Source organism: Kosakonia oryzendophytica (assembly GCF_900094925.1).
Lineage (GTDB): Bacteria > Pseudomonadota > Gammaproteobacteria > Enterobacterales > Enterobacteriaceae > Kosakonia > Kosakonia oryzendophytica.
Map to the genome: position 1 here is coordinate 248,535 of NZ_FMAY01000001.1, position 15,840 is coordinate 264,374.

Genomic DNA, 15,840 nt, shown 5'->3' on the forward strand with positions numbered 1-15,840 from the left:
ACCGCGGAGCGGGCCGCGAAAGCACGCAGTGTGACATAATCCTGGCGCATCTTGCAGAGTTGGACGCTGATTTTTATGCAAATTCATTCCCCCGTTCGCTTTCCAGGACTACTATCAATGGGTCTGAAAAGTCATGTTTAGCCACAAGGAGGGGAACATGTCACACGAAAATAATGCCTTTATACACGAACTTAAACGGCTGGTTGGCGCATCTCACCTGCTTACCGAACCGGCAAAAACCGCCCGTTACCGCAAAGGTTTCCGTTCGGGTCAGGGCGACGCACTGGCGGTGGTTTTTCCCGGTACGCTGGTAGAACTGTGGCGAGTGCTACAAGCCTGCGTTCGCGCCGATAAAATTATCCTGATGCAAGCGGCGAACACCGGTCTTACCGAAGGGTCAACCCCTAACGGCAACGACTATGACCGCGATATTGTCATTATCAGCACCCTGCGTCTGGATAAGTTACATCTGCTGGACGGCGGTCAACAGGTGCTGGCGTACCCCGGTACTACCCTTTATTCGCTGGAAAAAGCGCTGAAACCACTGGGCCGTGAACCGCACTCGGTGATTGGTTCATCCTGTATCGGCGCGTCGGTGATCGGTGGGATCTGTAATAACTCCGGCGGTTCCCTGGTGCAACGTGGACCGGCCTATACCGAAATGTCGCTCTTCGCGCGTATTGATGAGCAGGGCAAATTACAACTGGTGAACCATTTGGGGATTGAGTTGGGTCAGTCACCTGAAGCGATCCTCAGCAAACTCGATGACGATCGTATTACCGATGCCGATGTGCACCACGACCAGCGCCACGGACACGATCATGATTACGTCACCCGCGTGCGCGATATCGAAGCGGCTTCCCCAGCGCGTTATAACGCCGACCCCGACCGGCTGTTTGAATCCTCAGGTTGCGCAGGGAAACTGGCGGTGTTCGCCGTTCGCCTGGACACCTTCCCGGCGGAAGCCAACCAGCAGGTGTTTTATATCGGCACCAACCAGACCGCAGTACTCACGGAGATCCGCCGCCATATCCTGGCGAACTTTACTCACCTGCCCATCGCCGGGGAGTATATGCATCGGGATATCTACGACATTGCCGAACAGTACGGCAAAGACACCTTCCTGATGATCGACAAGCTCGGCACCGATAAAATGCCATTCTTCTTCACCATGAAGGGGCGTACGGATGCGTTACTGGAAAAATCTCCGCTCTTTAAGCCGCATTTTGTCGACCGTTCACTGCAAAAGATCACTCGCTTATTCCCTTCACACCTGCCGCCGCGTATGAAAGAGTGGCGTAATAAATATGAACACCACCTGCTGTTAAAGATGTCCGGTGACGGTATTGCCGAAGCGCAAAGCTGGTTAAACGACTACTTCGCGACCGCCGAGGGGGCATTCTTTGTCTGTACGCCAGAGGAAGGCAGCAAAGCGTTTTTACACCGTTTTGCCGCTGCGGGTGCCGCGATCCGTTATCAGGCGGTGCATGCCGATGAGGTAGAGGATATTCTGCCGCTGGATATCGCCCTCCGACGTAACGATACCGAATGGTTTGAGCATCTTCCGCCCGAAATCGACAGCCAGCTGGTGCATAAGCTCTACTACGGACACTTTTTGTGCCACGTTTTCCACCAGGATTACATCGTCAAAAAAGGGGTGGATGCACACGCGCTTAAAGAAAAAATGCTGGCACTGCTGCGCGAACGCGGAGCGCAATATCCTGCTGAACATAACGTCGGCCATTTGTATGAAGCCACAGAAACACTAAAACGCTTCTATCAAGATAACGACCCGACAAACAGCATGAACCCCGGCATCGGGAAAACCAGCAAGCGTAAATTCTGGCAGGAAAGCGAAGCGGCTGACACTGTACAGAAACACTGATGAAATAACCGTACCGCGCACTGTATTGTGTGCTCCGTTCGTACTAGAGTAGCGAAAGCCATAGAAACGTTTCTATGGCTCTCTGCTTTGAAGGAGCACACCTGTCATGTCTGCTGTTGATGTCTTATCCGGTCCTGCAATAGAGATACGCGACGCCTGTCCTGACGACGTACACGCTATTGCATCCCTCTATGCCTGGCACGTTCTGCATGGCCGCGCCTCCTTCGAAGAAGTCCCGCCGACCATTGACGATATGCGTAACCGCATGAACAACGTCGCCAGTGATGGCCTGCCGTGGCTGGTCGCCCTCTACCATGGCATTGTGGTCGGCTACAGTTACGCCCATTTTTACCGTCCGCGCGAGGCGTATCGCTACACGCTGGAAGAGTCCATTTATGTCGATGCCAGTATGATTGGGCGCGGCATTGGTAGTACGCTGATGGGCGCGCTCATCGACCGTTGCGAAGCCGGGCCGTGGCGGCAGATGATTGCTGTAATCGGTGATGGCAACAACAATACGGGTTCGTTGCGCCTGCATAAAAAGTACGGGTTTGAACTGGCCGGGCAACTGCGCAGCGTCGGCTATAAAAAAGGGGACTGGCGGGATACGTTGATTATGCAGCGCCCACTCAACGACGGTGACTGGACGCTGCCGGAATAATTAATCGTTTTGCGCGGTCTGCGCGTCATCGTCGGCCGGGTTTTGCGCCATTTGCGCCGCTTTCTGACGCTTATAGCTTAATGCAGAAGCCGGTACCGGCTGGGCTTTCCCGGTTTCAATCCAGGTCCGCAGACGGCTGGCATCAGCAAAGTGCGTGAACTTACCAAACGCATCCATCACCACCAGCGCCACCGATTTGTTATTGATGACGGTACGCATCACCAGACAATGTCCTGCCGCATTGGTAAAGCCGGTTTTTGTCAGTTGAATATTCCAGTTATCGCGATAGACCAGATGGTTGGTATTGCGGAACGGTAACGTGTACGCCGGGTTCGCAAAGGTCGCCATCTCTTCACGCGTGGTGCTCAGTTGCCCCAGCAGCGGATATTGTTTGGTCGCGATCAGCAGTTTGGTCAAATCCCTCGCGGTAGAGACGTTGTGGATTGACAACCCGGTCGGCTCAACAAAATGCGTATTGCTCATGCCGAGCGCTTTCGCTTTGGCGTTCATCGCGGCAATAAAGGCGTTATAGCCACCCGGATAGTGGTGCGCCAGGCTTGCTGCTGCACGGTTTTCCGATGACATCAGCGCCAGTAGCAGCATATTTTTACGGCTGATTTCGCTGTTCAGACGCACGCGGGAGTAAATCCCTTTCATTTCCGGCGTCTGACTGATGTCCACCGTAAGTTTCTCATCAAGCGGCAGTCGCGCATCCAGCACCACCATCGCCGTCATCAGTTTGGTGATAGAGGCAATAGGACGCACCAGATCGGGATGACTGGAATAGATAACTTGATTGGTTTGCAGATCGACAATCATCGCGCTACCTGAAGCAATCTCAGGTTGTGCGGCAACCGTCGGGGTAGTCGTTTTCGCAACAGCAAATGGCGCCACAGGCGCAGCCAATAATAAGGCCAGGCTTAATAAGGAGACTCGAAATTTCTGCATGATGAGACTTCTGAAGATTATTCACGCACGTTATTACGCACACCGCGTCTGTTAGCAGGAGCAATAGCAGAGCTGGCTTTGGCATAATAGCCGCCATGCAGGGTTGTCGCCAGAGGATAATCATTGCGAGAGATTGCGTTGCCGGCTTTTACACCAGCAACGCAAGATTCGGAGAACAGGTATCAGAACAATCGGTAGCCATAACCCCAAAGGATCACGGTTAACGCCAGCAAAACTTCCAGCACCAGTACGCCGATTGCCAACGTTGAACTGGAAAAACTCAGCCCCTCTTCCTTGTTAATACTCAGGAATGTTGGGATACCGATATAGAGCAGATAACCGGTGTAGAACAGCGCCACCGTGCCCACCAACACACACAACCATACCAGCGGGTAAAGCGCCACAATGCCGCTCAGAAACAGCGGCGTCGCGACATAACCGGCAAAGACCATACAGCGCCCCAGTGATGGCCGTTGCGGGTAGCCGCGCGCCATCCACCAGATCACGCGCCCCATCACCGCTACGCCCGCCAACATCAGGGCATAGAACAGCACCGCCAGAGAGAAACCGGTCACCCATGACAACGTCACGACACTGTTCTCGCCGAAATTCCAGCCGATTTGCGTGGTGCCAATAAAGGCGCAAATCACCGGAATAGCGGCCATGATTAATACATGGTGAGTGTAATGATGCGAAATGGTTTCGTTTTCACCTCTGATAACCTGCATTTCACGATCGGGATGGGAAAGAAGTCCCCAGACATGGTTCATAACGCCCCCTTGCTGAATGCCCGGACATCGACACTTCCAGTATAATTCACTATTTCGCTTATTTTATGTACAACTCAAAAAATGCTGCCGCGGCAAAGTACGCTCTTCTTCCGGCGCGAGTGCGATATCAGGTGTATGCTTACAGGCGTTTTACCGGGAGGACGTAAACACAATGGATATCAATAATCTGATTAGCCAGTATGGCTACGCCGCGCTGGTGATTGGCAGCATTGCCGAAGGCGAAACCATTACCCTGCTGGGCGGGGTAGCCGCACATCAAGGGTTACTGCGTTTCCCACTGGTGGTGCTGTCCGTTGCGCTGGGGGGGATGATTGGCGACCAGTTGCTCTATTTGCTGGGCAGGCGTTATGGCATGAAGATCCTGCGGCGTTTTTCCCGCCACCGCGCGAAGATCCATCAGGCGCAAACACTCATTCGCCGCCACCCTTACCTGTTTGTGATTGGCTCGCGATTTATGTACGGCTTTCGCATTATCGGCCCGTTATTGATTGGCACCAGCCATCTGCGGCCGAAAATTTTCCTGCCGCTGAACATCATTGGCGCTATCGTTTGGGCGCTCATCTTCACTACGCTTGGATATATTGGCGGCGAAGTGATTGGTCCGTGGCTGCACCAGTTCGACCAGCATGTGAAACGCTGGATTTGGCTGGTTATCGCGGTGGTGCTGGTTGTGTGCCTGCGTGGCTGGCTCCGGCATCGTCGGAAAAAACGCCAGAGCCGCTCCGCAGAGAAGGACTAGCCGGTTTTCGGTTTAAACTGCGGGTTCGCCAGCATAAAGCCACCATCAATAATCATCGATTGACCGGTGGTGTAGCTGGCATCATCAGAACAGAGCCAGGCAACCATGCTGGCAATCTCTCGGGTTCTTCCCGGTCGCGCCAGCGGAATGTCGGGCATTGAACCCGGTGTGGCATCTTCATCGCGCATGTTGTTCATCGGCGTGGCTATCGCGCCGGGTGCAACGGCATTGACCAGGATGTTATGCTCAATCAACTCCAGCGCCATGGATTTGGTTAACCCTCCCAGCGCATGTTTGGCCGCAGTATAGGCGCTGGCTTCCGGTAATGGCGTGTGCTCGTGTACCGAGGTAATGTTCACAATGCGCCCGCCCTGCCCCTGTTTAACCATCTGCCGGGCGGCGATTTGTGAGCAAAGAAACGCGCCATCGACATCCACGGTAAAAATGGTGCGCCACTCTTCAAATTTCACGTCAAGAAACGGCGCTTTGCTCATGGCTCCGGCGTTATTCACCAGCGCGTCGATACGCCCGAAGCGGGCAATCAGCGAATCAATCGCCTGCGCTCCTTGCGGTAACTGGCTGAGATCCAGCTGAATGGTCTCCGCACGTCGCCCCCGTTTTTCAACGTGCCGGGCCGTCTCTTTTGCGCCTTGTTCATCGGAATGCCAGGTGATACCGATATCAAACCCCTGCTCCGCCAGCATCAGCGCACATTGCTTGCCGATACCGGAATCTGCTGCAGTAACAATTGCGACTTTCGTTGCTGTCATGTTTCACCCTCCGGTTAACGTATGAACAGCTAAGTATAGAAAAAAGGCAGGATGCTGAGAGATTGCCTAAGCTTTGCACTACCTGAACAGCCGGAAGGACGAGGAAAATGTTAAAGATTTTACTTTGGGTGATCCTGATTATCTTCTTGATTGGTTTGTTGGTAGTGACGGGCGTGTTTAAGATGATTTTTTGAGGGCGAACCGGGTGCGCTCATGCACACCCGGGCATTGCAGGTTATTTGCCCTGCGCACTGTAATTGATCGGCACCCAGCGGTATCCCTCTTCGGCTTTCATCACCTTACCAAGGCCGGGGAAGGCAATGTGCGCTGCAGCTATCCAGTCACCTTCGCGGGCGGCCTGAGCCAGCACGTTCTCCCGCGTCGCCACCGCCTGCTGACGATTGACGTCAAAATGGATCGCCACCTCAGGCTGAGGTAACTGCACCGGGTGTGCGTGAATAATATCGCCCCACAGCAGCAGTGTTTTACCCGCGTGGCTGACACGGTAGATCACGCTGCCGGGCGTATGACCCGCGGCGGGAATAGCATCAATGCCAGGCATAATCTGTACCGGGGCGTGGAAGGGACTGAGCTTACCGGCATCAATCACCGGACGCAGCGAACGCTCAGACTCGGCAAAAGTGTGGCGCTGCCCCTCTTCCACATCGCGTTGATGTGCGGGGTTGAGCCAGAAATCCACATCGCGCTGATCCACACGCACGGTGGCATTCGGGAAGACGGGTTTGCCCTCACGCTGTACACCCCCGGAGTGATCTGCATGGATATGGGTCAGCAGCACCGTATCGATAGCCTGTGGATCGATACCTGCTGCCCGCAGGTTCTCCGGCAGGTGACCGCCCGCGTCGCCAAATAATGGCCCGGCGCCAGCATCCACCAGGATCAGTTGCTTACCGGTGTTGATCACAAATGCGTTGATGGAGGTTTCTGCGTTTACCGGCAGGTTTGCCTGCGCCATCCGCGCTTTCAGTTTTTCCGGCGTAATAGGGGTGAGCAATTTATCAAACGGCACAGCTACGGTGCCGTCAGAAACGGCGGTGATTTGCCAGTCGCCCAACGCCATGCGGTAATAGCCCGGTGCCTGCGCCTGCTGCGTCGACAGCGGTGTCGCGAGCGCGTTGAGACTTGCCCCAGAGACCAGCAGCGCCAGTAATAATGGATAATATTTCATTGTCTGCTCCGATAGTTTCAGTTGCGCCAGTATCCCGCCGCCGCTACTATCATTCCAATTGATTGGAGCAATAATGACTATCAAAGAGAATGATTTTCGCAAGATCGATCTTAACCTGTTGATCGCCTTTGCGGTGCTGTTTCGCGAACAGAGTGTCTCTGCGGCGGCGGATAAACTGCACCTCGGTCAGCCCGCGGTCAGCGGTGTACTTTCACGCCTGCGCACCCTGTTCGACGATCCTTTGTTTATCCGCAGTGGCCATCGCATGCAGCCCACCGCCCGCGCGGAAGAGTTGCATACCGGGTTGTTGCCCCTGCTGGAGCAATTACAGAGCACGCTGTTTCAGCAAACAGCGTTCGATCCCCGTACTGTCACTGTGTCGCTGACGCTGGGTATGGCTGATTGGGTTGAGATGTGGCTTATGCCGCAGCTGATACCGGCGTTACAGCAGGCCGCACCAGGTATGCGCCTGAGTGTGATTGCCAGCGATCCGTTTAGCGATGCTACGCGGCTGGAAGGCGGGGAAATGGATATGGCAATAAGCGTCGCCACGGACGGACCACGCTGGCTGGAACGGGAAATTCTGACAACCATGTCGTTTGTCACACTCTGGCATCCCCAGCAGTTAACGTTAACCACGCCGCTGGATATCGACAGCTTTGCTGCACAGCCCCATCTGATGGTCAGCTACCGGGAAGCCACCGGCAGCCATTTTGATGCGCTGCTGGCTAAAACCGGCCACCAGCGTCGTATCCATTACACGACGCCACATTTCGCTGCGCTGCCAGGATTGCTGGCGACGATGCCTGCGCTGGCTACGGTGCCCTCGGGCCTTGCCGCAGAATGGCAACGTACGCACGGTCTGATGGCGAGTCCGGTACCGCTGGAAGCGGAACCGATAGACGTGGCGCTGCTGTGGCACCAGCGCCACAGCAGCGATCCGGCAGTGATGTGGCTGAAAACCTTTATCACTGACTTGTTGATGTAACAACCGTGCCCGGCGTATCAACACCGGGCATGTTCCGCTTACTTCAGGCTTTCTCCATTGCTGGTGATCACATCGCGGTACCAATAAAAGCTTTTCTTGCGACTGCGTGCCAGCGTACCGTTACCGCTATCATCACGATCGACATAGATAAAACCGTAGCGTTTGGAGATTTCAGCTTTCGACGCGCTCACCAGGTCGATCGGCCCCCAACTGGTGTAACCCATTACCTCAACGCCGTCCTCAATCGCCTCGCGTACTTGTACGAGGTGATCGTTCAGATAATCGATACGGTAGTCGTCGTTAATACTGCCATCTGCTTCAACCTTATCTTTCGCGCCAAGCCCGTTTTCTACAATAAACAGTGGCTTCTGCCAACGATCCCACAGCATATTCAGCAGCGTGCGCAAACCGAGGGGATCGATCTGCCAGCCCCATTCTGAACTTGCCAGATGCGGGTTCTGCACCATGCTGAGAATGTTGCCGCGCGCTTTCTGATTCAGCTCTTCATCCGTCGTGACACATCCGGTCATGTAGTAGCTGAAGGAGATAAAATCGACGGTCGATTTTAGCGCGTCGCGGTCAGCATCCGTGATCTCAATGCTGATGCCATTGTCGCGGAAGTAGCGCAGCATATAGCCCGGGTACGCGCCACGGCACTGAACATCGCCAAAGAACTCCCAACTACGGTTCTGCTGCAGCGTTTCGAAGATGTCTTCCGGCTTGCAGGTCAGCGGATACATCAGCCCCCCCAACAGCATATTGCCGATTTTCCCGTCAGGGATTATGTCGTGGCAGGCTTTTACCGCCAGCGCACTGGCGACCAGTTGATGATGAATTGCCTGGAAGACGTCTGCTTTGCTGCTGTTTTCGGGTAACCCCACACCGGTCATCGGTGCATGCAACGACATATTGATTTCGTTAAAGGTCAGCCATAGCTTGACCTTGTGCTGATAACGGGTGAACACTGTACGCGCATAGTGTTCAAAGAAGGCAATGGTTCTACGATTGCCCCAGCCGCCATACTGTTTCACCAGCCCCCACGGCATTTCGTAATGTGAGAGTGTGACCAGCGGTGTAATGCCATGTTTCGCTAATTCATCAAACAGCTTGTCATAAAAGGCCAACCCGGCTTCGTTAGGTGTGCTTTCATCGCCGTTGGGAAAAATACGCGTCCAGGCAATCGACACTCGCAGGCAGCTAAACCCCATCTCTGCAAAAAGCGCGATATCTTCTGGATAGCGATGATAGAAGTCGATAGAGACATCTTTCAGGGCGCTGTCGCCCGGCACACGTTCAACCACATCGCCGAATACCCCTTTCGGCTGCACGTCGGAGGTGGAAAGCCCCTTCCCGTCTTCCAGATACGCGCCTTCGACCTGATTTGCGGCAATCGCGCCGCCCCATAAAAATGTTTTCGGAAACGATTTCATTGCTGGCTCCTTTGATTAACGGGCGACCGCCAGCAGCGGCATCCCGGCTTGAACTGAGGTTGACGCGACGGTGCTGATGCTCCCGAAGCTGTCGCTGTTACTGATAATAATCGGCGTGGCAAGATCGAACCCGGCGGCAATTATCGCAGCGCGGTCGAACTCCAGCAGCAGGTCGCCCGGCTGCACGTTGTCCCCCACCCGGACATGGGCAGTGAAGAGTTTTCCATCCAGCTTGACCGTGTCGATGCCGACATGAATCAATATTTCAATGCCGCTGTCGCTGAGCAGACCAATGGCATGTTTAGTTTCAAACAGTGAGGCGACTTGTCCGGCAAACGGTGCAATCACTCGCCCCTCCTGCGGAATGATGGCCACGCCCTGGCCTAACAGACCGCTGGCGAAGGTGCTGTCTGGCACCTGGTCCAACGCCAGCACGGTGCCGCTCATCGGCGCAAGCAGTGCGTTATCATCAGTGGCGGCGACCATTTGCGGCTGATCACGTTCGGTGGACACCTTCGGTAACCCGGCAATAAATGTCAGAACGCAGGACAACACCAGTGCGATAACGCTGCCGAGGATTCCGCCCCACAACGTCGCATCTACGCCGCCTGGCGGAATCATCTGCGCAAAGGTGAAGATATTCCCGAAACCGAAGGAGTAGACATGCGTGCCGCTAAAGCCGACGATCGCGCCGCCCAATGCCCCGGCCACACAGCCGAAAATAAAGGGTCGGCGCAGCGGTAATGTCAGACCGTAAACGGCCGGTTCAGTGATGCCGAAGATACCTGCCGCAATTGAGGAGCCCGCCAGCGCTTTTTGCCGACCGTCGCGGGTGCGCAGGAAGATACCCATCGTTGCGCCCACCTGCCCAAATACCGCAGGTAACAGGATGGGCAACATCGTATCCTGCCCCAGGACCGCAATGTTATTGATCATCAGCGGCACCAGCCCCCAGTGCAGACCGAAAATCACGCAAACCTGCCACAACGCACCCAGTGCTGCGCCAGCCGCCCACGGTGCCCATGTGTAGATGGTTTGATAACCGAAAGCCAGCATCTGGCTCAGCCAGGTCGCCACCGGGCCGATGATCAGAAACGTCAGCGGTACGGTGATGGCAATACACAGCAGCGGTGCAATAAAGTTTTTGACGGCGGAGTGTAAAAAGCGATTCCCCTGTTTCTCCAGCCAGCAACTTACCCAGGCAGCAAGAATAATCGGGATCACGGAGCCGCTGTAATTCAGAAACGTCACGGGGATACCGAGAAAGCTTTCACTGACCGCATCAGCCCCCTGACTGGCGTTAAAGGCGCTGAGCATCAGCGGATGCGTTAATGCGCCACCAATCACCAGAGTGGTAAAAGGATTACCGCCGAATTTTTTACCCGCGGTGTAGCCCAACACTAATGGCAGGAAGAAAAAGAGTGCATCACTGGCGGCGAACCAGATTTTGTACGTTCCGCTTTCGGCGGTGAGCCAACCGCATACTATCGCCAGCGACAATAATCCCTTGAGGATCCCCGACGCAGCCAGAATGCCAATAAACGGCGTAAAAATGCCGGAGACGATGTCGATCAATCGCCCGAACAGGTTGTCTTTCTCGTCAGAGGTCGCAGCGGGCGTGTCGTCTGTTATCCCGGCTTCGTTGCGCACCGCCTGCCAGACATCGTGGACATGGTTGCCGATGACCACCTGAAACTGCCCACCGCTTTCGACGACCATGATCACGCCAGGGTTGGCTTTCAATCCTTCGGCATCGGCTTTTTTCATCTCTTTTAATTTAAAGCGCAACCGCGTAGCGCAGTGCACCAGACTGTTGATGTTTTCCTTGCCACCAACGTGGCTCAGAATCTCTTTCGCCAGCGCTTGATATTCCATGCTGTGTTCCTTGCTTCATGCCCGAGGGCGGTGACTGAGTAAAAAAAAACCTGAGACCGGCACCTCACGGTACCGAACTCAGGTTTTGCCTGCGTTGTATCACGCAGTAACAATCCAGGTAATGCCAGAACGCGAGGCGTAGCCCTAGCGCCGATCTTTTCTCACTCGCTCAATATGGATGGCGAGAAACATAATTTCCTCTGTGGTCAACTCACGCTGATAGGTGCTGACCAGATGACGAGCCACCTTTTCCGCACACTGCCATGCCAGGTTGTAGTTCTCTTTGACCGCCTGGTGCAGGGAGAGATCGTCATCTTCCACAACCGTGCGGCTCAGCATACGCTGAGAGAAAAACTTCAGATGTGTCACAAATCGGTGATAGCTAAGGGATTCCTCATCGTATTCCTGCTTTAACTGATACTTCACGATATGCAGAATCTCCTGCATCACTTTGGTGATATGCATCACTTCCGGCATTTCGCTGTTCAGTTGCGCGGTCACCAGATGCAGGGCAATAAAACCCGCCTCATCTTCGTCTAACTCCACCCCAAGGCGTTTGGCGAGGATTGCCCGTGCTTCCTGGCCCAACTGAAATTCTTTTGGGTAAAGACGCTTAATCTCCCACAGCAGCACATTGCGGATCACCGCCCCTTTTTTCTGCCGCTCAATGGCAAAGAAACAGTGATCGGTCAGGGTGATGTAAAGGCTCTCCTGCAACTTGCCAAGCCGCTCGCGCGCCAGTTCAATAATGCGATCGCAAGCGGTCATCACCTCCAGCGGGATCTGACTCAGCAGTTCACCAAGGCGACGCACCAACTCATCGCTTTGCAGTGCAAACACCTTTTCGATACAGCGTTCGTCCAGAGGATCGCCGGGACGTTTCTGAAAGGCGATTCCTCTGCCCATCACCACCTGCTCGCGTTGGTGCTCGTCCAGCACTACCACGACGTTGTTGTTTAATACTTTGGCGATCTTCATCACGACCCCAGAAACAAAAAAACCTGATCTCCGACAGAAGCCAGATAATCAGGTTTAGCCTGCTTTCGCAGTAACAATCCACCTGAGCACTCTACCAGCTTCCCCACGGCGAACAACGAGACAGAAAACAAACTGTGATCGTCGTCTCAGCCAGGCGCTTAACGAAAAAGCGCTTTGTATTGTGATTCATACTGAGGTGCATCCCACTCACCATCCAATAGTGTCCAGGTGATATAACCCTTATTCAACCAGCCGGTATCGGTGTCTGCTTCTGTCGGCATCAGCACTTTCTCGCTCATAACCTGCTGTGCGCGGCCATCATCGAGTAACTTGTAATAGTGCTGTGGCGCAGGGAAACGTTCGTTGCCAATGTACTTCTCTCCCTTGATGGCGCTTTTCACCAGTGGCGGGTAGTTAATACTGAGTCCTGACCCTACAGGCAGTACAGGCTGCCCCGGTTGCCACTTGCTGTGCAGCCTGTCCACGAGTGAAACCAGATAGTCAACAGATTCTGGCCAATATTGATGTGTGCTGGGCCAGCCTGCTTTCATCTCTTCAGCTGTGAACAGATAGCCGATGCTGGCGGCAATGGCCGGAAAGCCATAACGTACCGCACGGGCCGCTGCGCCGACGGTACCGGAATTGAGTTGCGCCACCCCGGTGTTCGGACCGTCGTTAACGCCGGAAATTACCAGGTCTGGCGGTATATCCCGGAGTACGCCAAGCAGGCCGAAATCCAGTGAATCTGCGGGTGTGCCAGGGAAGCAATAGCGTTTTTCCGCCACCTTCTTCACGTCAAAAATTTTGTTGGGCTTAAAGGTAATTGCCGAACCAATTCCGCTCTGATTAGTAGTGGGCGCCACCATCCATACGTCGTACCCTTTGGCGGCGAGCTTCTCCTGCAAAGAAGTGGTGCCTGGCGATTCGCATCCGTCGTCGTTAACCAACAGAATGCGCATCGCCTGTTCGGCAGCCTGCGTATGCGCCGCAGTGAGCGAAGTGAGTAGTAATGCCAGCACTGGTTTATTCATTTTAATTTTCCTTTTATTAATGCAGACCAAATTTGTATTCCATTGTCACGCCGCCACCGATCCCTTTCGAACGGTGAAATGTCCGCTTGTCGTCCGTCAGCCATGGTTTGCCATTCACCAACTTCCAGCTATAACTCGGGCCAAATCCGGCAAACAATGAGAAACCCTCGATACTTTTTGGCGTCCATGAAACATATCCGCCGTATTCCCACTGCGTTAATGACGTTGCTTGATATCGTGCTCCATAGCCATAATTGCCATAGACCCCAAAGGTAAATTCTGGCGACAGACGATATTTCCCGTATAAATACAACATCTGTTCGCCATCGTTGACATAATCATTCCCTTCCCCATCTGCCGGACTATTAAATGCCCCGCGAGTATTTTTCCCCATATGCCAGTAAAAATTCCCCAGACCATTTTCAAGATGGGCGTTTGTTTTTGACCAGGCTATTCCGGATTCAATCTGCTGATATTGATAACCCAGTAGCGCGAAAAAATGTTGAGCGTCATGTGTAAAACCGCGAGCGCCCTCCCATTCATCCAGCCCGCGATTGTAATACCAGGCACTGCGTAATAAGATATTTTCCTTTTTACCGAGCGGCACGGTAAATTGCGTCTCCAGCCCCTGACGCAACAGATAATGATGGCTTTCACCGGCAACCCAGGTCACCCGGGAATATTTCGTTGGGCTCCAGCTCATTTCTCCGGTGACGATATAATCGATAGGTTTATTACTCTTCAGCGTATAAAAGCCTCGCTTTTCCGGTTCATCGCGTTCGGAAAAACGCGTGACCCAGGCACCGCGAGCCGACAGCGTCCCCCAGCCTGTTTCCGCGCGGATACCCTGCCAGGTACTCGGGGCTGCGCGACTACGAGTGACGTTGAGCACGCCGAACTTATACAACTGTTGCCAACCGGCGAACAGCCTGGCGTAGGCATCGCCCTCTTCCCATTTCACCTTTGCATAGAGTTGGCCTATCTTGTTGAACCCTTCCGCATGGCCGTTTTTATCGCGCAGCAGGTCTCTGCCGGCGAAGTCATCGTTAGCGTACAGCTTCGCCACGCTGTACCAGGATGCATCAACGCCGACAGTTTCCTGATACCAGCCGCTTTGGTAATCCAGCAACGCACCTTGCGCCCAGGCATTTTGTTCGCCGATACCGGCCTGCTCTTGCTGGTCGTTGGTGCTTAACATCCAGACATTTTTCAACGTCACCGTAAACTGACTATCTTCAAGAAATCCCTGGGTGGCGACAGGAAAGGCATTAGCGGAAATTGCTGCGCAACTCCAGCCGGAAATAAAAACCAGAGGTAATGTTAATTTAAATAGCGTCATACTGTTCATTCCATTTTATATTCAGACCACAGGTACGCCGTCGAATTACTTTCGACACCCGTGACTGATCAGTATTTATTTAAACAGTTCACATAAACGTTTCTATTAATCAGGCCATTAAAAAGACAAAAACCCAAACCCATAATTCGCCAGACTATGAATTATGATGGTTTAGGTTTTGCCTGTATAACAGTAACAATCCTGATGTGCTGCGCGGATATAAATAACACGCCGCACACCAATCTACCAGAGGCTTATTTTACAAATCGGCAGAAACGTGATTTAGCTCGCGAGAAATTTCTTCTGCAATTTCAGCAGATGTTTTACAGGTTCGAATAATAGAAAATAGATGTCCTGCTTCTATATATTCTTTACGCAAATAACCCAGCCACTGTTTAATACGTGCGACATGATATAAGCCCGTATCGCCCTGTTTTTCCAGCTGGACATATTTCGCCAATAAAGCAACGACCTGCGGCCATGGCATGCGAGGTTCGTTGTACTTAATCACCCGGCTGAGGTTCGGTACATTCAGTGCACCGCGCCCAATCATCACCGCATCGCACCCGGTGACTGCCATGCAATCCTGCGCGCTTTGCCAGTCCCAGATTTCACCATTGGCCACCACGGGAATAGACAATCGCTGGCGGATGTCACTGATTGCCTGCCAGTTAATGCGCTCTGCTTTATAACCATCTTCTTTGGTGCGGCCATGCACCACCAGTTCTGTCGCACCGGCCTGTTGCACCGCATCGGAAATCTCAAACTGGCGCGCGGGGCTGTCCCACCCCAGACGCACTTTTACCGTGACCGGCAGATGAGCAGGAACGGCCTCGCGCATTGCTTTCGCGCCGCGATAGATCAGCTCGGGATCTTTCAACAGCGTCGCGCCACCACCGCTGCCATTAACCAGCTTCGACGGACAGCCGCAGTTCAGATCCACGCCCCATGACCCGAGTTCAACCGCCCGAGCGGCGTTCTCCGCCAGCCACTGCGGGTATTGCCCCAGTAGCTGTACACGCACCAACGTACCGGAAGGCGTGCGGCTTTGTCGGTGCAGTTCAGGGCAGATTTTATAAAATGATTTTACCGGCAGCAGTTGATCCACCACCCGCAAAAACTCGGTGATGCAATGATCGTAATCGTTAACCCCGGTAAGCAGCTCGCGCACCAGCGAATCGAGCACACCTTCCATTGGCGCCAGTAATACACGCAT

At 53.8% G+C, this 15,840-nt stretch carries 15 protein-coding genes; 5 read left to right on the forward strand and 10 right to left on the reverse strand.

Going from position 1 to position 15,840, the window contains the following annotated elements; translation table 11 throughout:
- The first annotated feature begins 157 nt into the window (after nt 1-157).
- Nucleotides 158-1,885 (forward strand): D-lactate dehydrogenase, encoded by a 1,728-nt coding sequence (gene dld, locus GA0061071_RS01200; protein ID WP_088238072.1) that lies wholly within the window; start codon nt 158-160, stop codon nt 1,883-1,885.
- A 106-nt stretch (nt 1,886-1,991) separates the two neighbouring features.
- Nucleotides 1,992-2,546, forward strand: a complete 555-nt coding sequence (locus GA0061071_RS01205; protein ID WP_061494021.1) for a GNAT family N-acetyltransferase — start codon at nt 1,992-1,994, stop codon at nt 2,544-2,546.
- Here the strand turns inward: GA0061071_RS01205 and pbpG are convergent, their stop codons facing one another.
- The gene (gene pbpG, locus GA0061071_RS01210; RefSeq protein ID WP_061494020.1) at nt 2,547-3,494 is read right to left on the reverse strand and encodes a D-alanyl-D-alanine endopeptidase; all 948 of its coding nucleotides are present in this window, start codon (nt 3,492-3,494) and stop codon (nt 2,547-2,549) included.
- Between the two features lie 182 nt (nt 3,495-3,676).
- Complete coding sequence (locus GA0061071_RS01215) at nt 3,677-4,264, reverse strand: Yip1 family protein (RefSeq protein ID WP_061494019.1); 588 nt, start codon at nt 4,262-4,264, stop codon at nt 3,677-3,679.
- A 172-nt stretch (nt 4,265-4,436) separates the two neighbouring features.
- On the opposite strand from GA0061071_RS01215, the gene GA0061071_RS01220 reads away from it, so the two are divergent.
- Nucleotides 4,437-5,024: a DedA family protein gene (locus tag GA0061071_RS01220; protein ID WP_061494018.1), complete on the forward strand. Its 588-nt coding sequence runs from the start codon at nt 4,437-4,439 to the stop codon at nt 5,022-5,024.
- On the opposite strand, the gene GA0061071_RS01225 is transcribed toward GA0061071_RS01220, so the two are convergent.
- The gene (locus tag GA0061071_RS01225; protein WP_061494017.1) at nt 5,021-5,794 is read right to left on the reverse strand and encodes an SDR family oxidoreductase; all 774 of its coding nucleotides are present in this window, start codon (nt 5,792-5,794) and stop codon (nt 5,021-5,023) included. The genes GA0061071_RS01220 and GA0061071_RS01225 overlap by 4 nt on opposite strands.
- Nucleotides 5,795-5,901: 107 nt before the next feature.
- On the opposite strand from GA0061071_RS01225, the gene GA0061071_RS23825 reads away from it, so the two are divergent.
- Nucleotides 5,902-5,988, forward strand: a complete 87-nt coding sequence (locus tag GA0061071_RS23825; protein ID WP_088238073.1) for a small membrane protein YohP — start codon at nt 5,902-5,904, stop codon at nt 5,986-5,988.
- A 41-nt stretch (nt 5,989-6,029) separates the two neighbouring features.
- Here GA0061071_RS23825 and GA0061071_RS01235 read toward each other — a convergent pair whose 3' ends face one another.
- Nucleotides 6,030-6,983, reverse strand: coding sequence for an MBL fold metallo-hydrolase (locus tag GA0061071_RS01235; protein ID WP_061494016.1), 954 nt, complete (start codon nt 6,981-6,983; stop codon nt 6,030-6,032).
- A 73-nt stretch (nt 6,984-7,056) separates the two neighbouring features.
- Between GA0061071_RS01235 and GA0061071_RS01240 the strand changes: the two genes are divergently transcribed.
- Complete coding sequence (locus GA0061071_RS01240; RefSeq protein WP_088238074.1) at nt 7,057-7,971, forward strand: LysR family transcriptional regulator; 915 nt, start codon at nt 7,057-7,059, stop codon at nt 7,969-7,971.
- A gap of 38 nt (nt 7,972-8,009) precedes the next feature.
- Here the strand turns inward: GA0061071_RS01240 and GA0061071_RS01245 are convergent, their stop codons facing one another.
- From GA0061071_RS01245 to dusC, 6 genes are all read right to left on the reverse strand, one after another.
- The gene (locus tag GA0061071_RS01245) at nt 8,010-9,401 is read right to left on the reverse strand and encodes a glycoside hydrolase family 1 protein (RefSeq protein WP_088238075.1); all 1,392 of its coding nucleotides are present in this window, start codon (nt 9,399-9,401) and stop codon (nt 8,010-8,012) included.
- Between the two features lie 15 nt (nt 9,402-9,416).
- Entirely contained in the window at nt 9,417-11,276 is a 1,860-nt protein-coding gene (gene bglF / locus GA0061071_RS01250) for a PTS beta-glucoside transporter subunit IIABC (protein ID WP_061494013.1), read from the reverse strand.
- A gap of 144 nt (nt 11,277-11,420) precedes the next feature.
- Nucleotides 11,421-12,254, reverse strand: coding sequence for a transcriptional antiterminator BglG (gene bglG, locus GA0061071_RS01255; protein WP_061494012.1), 834 nt, complete (start codon nt 12,252-12,254; stop codon nt 11,421-11,423).
- 158 nt (nt 12,255-12,412) lie between these two features.
- Nucleotides 12,413-13,285: a 5'/3'-nucleotidase SurE gene (gene surE, locus GA0061071_RS01260; RefSeq protein ID WP_088238076.1), complete on the reverse strand. Its 873-nt coding sequence runs from the start codon at nt 13,283-13,285 to the stop codon at nt 12,413-12,415.
- Nucleotides 13,286-13,301: 16 nt separating this feature from the next.
- Entirely contained in the window at nt 13,302-14,624 is a 1,323-nt protein-coding gene (locus GA0061071_RS01265; protein WP_088238077.1) for an OprD family outer membrane porin, read from the reverse strand.
- Nucleotides 14,625-14,883: 259 nt separating this feature from the next.
- On the reverse strand, nt 14,884-15,840 hold the full coding sequence (gene dusC / locus GA0061071_RS01270; RefSeq protein WP_088238078.1) for a tRNA dihydrouridine(16) synthase DusC: 957 nt from the start codon (nt 15,838-15,840) through the stop codon (nt 14,884-14,886).

Coding starts and splice junctions, on each gene's coding strand:
- dld (WP_088238072.1), top strand. CDS start 158: ATGTCACACGAAAATAATGCCTTTATACACGAACTTAAACGGCTGGTT.
- GA0061071_RS01205 (WP_061494021.1), top strand. CDS start 1,992: ATGTCTGCTGTTGATGTCTTATCCGGTCCTGCAATAGAGATACGCGAC.
- pbpG (WP_061494020.1), bottom strand. CDS start 3,494: ATGCAGAAATTTCGAGTCTCCTTATTAAGCCTGGCCTTATTATTGGCT.
- GA0061071_RS01215 (WP_061494019.1), bottom strand. CDS start 4,264: ATGAACCATGTCTGGGGACTTCTTTCCCATCCCGATCGTGAAATGCAG.
- GA0061071_RS01220 (WP_061494018.1), top strand. CDS start 4,437: ATGGATATCAATAATCTGATTAGCCAGTATGGCTACGCCGCGCTGGTG.
- GA0061071_RS01225 (WP_061494017.1), bottom strand. CDS start 5,794: ATGACAGCAACGAAAGTCGCAATTGTTACTGCAGCAGATTCCGGTATC.
- GA0061071_RS23825 (WP_088238073.1), top strand. CDS start 5,902: ATGTTAAAGATTTTACTTTGGGTGATCCTGATTATCTTCTTGATTGGT.
- GA0061071_RS01235 (WP_061494016.1), bottom strand. CDS start 6,983: ATGAAATATTATCCATTATTACTGGCGCTGCTGGTCTCTGGGGCAAGT.
- GA0061071_RS01240 (WP_088238074.1), top strand. CDS start 7,057: ATGACTATCAAAGAGAATGATTTTCGCAAGATCGATCTTAACCTGTTG.
- GA0061071_RS01245 (WP_088238075.1), bottom strand. CDS start 9,401: ATGAAATCGTTTCCGAAAACATTTTTATGGGGCGGCGCGATTGCCGCA.
- bglF (WP_061494013.1), bottom strand. CDS start 11,276: ATGGAATATCAAGCGCTGGCGAAAGAGATTCTGAGCCACGTTGGTGGC.
- bglG (WP_061494012.1), bottom strand. CDS start 12,254: ATGAAGATCGCCAAAGTATTAAACAACAACGTCGTGGTAGTGCTGGAC.
- surE (WP_088238076.1), bottom strand. CDS start 13,285: ATGAATAAACCAGTGCTGGCATTACTACTCACTTCGCTCACTGCGGCG.
- GA0061071_RS01265 (WP_088238077.1), bottom strand. CDS start 14,624: ATGACGCTATTTAAATTAACATTACCTCTGGTTTTTATTTCCGGCTGG.
- dusC (WP_088238078.1), bottom strand. CDS start 15,840: ATGCGTGTATTACTGGCGCCAATGGAAGGTGTGCTCGATTCGCTGGTG.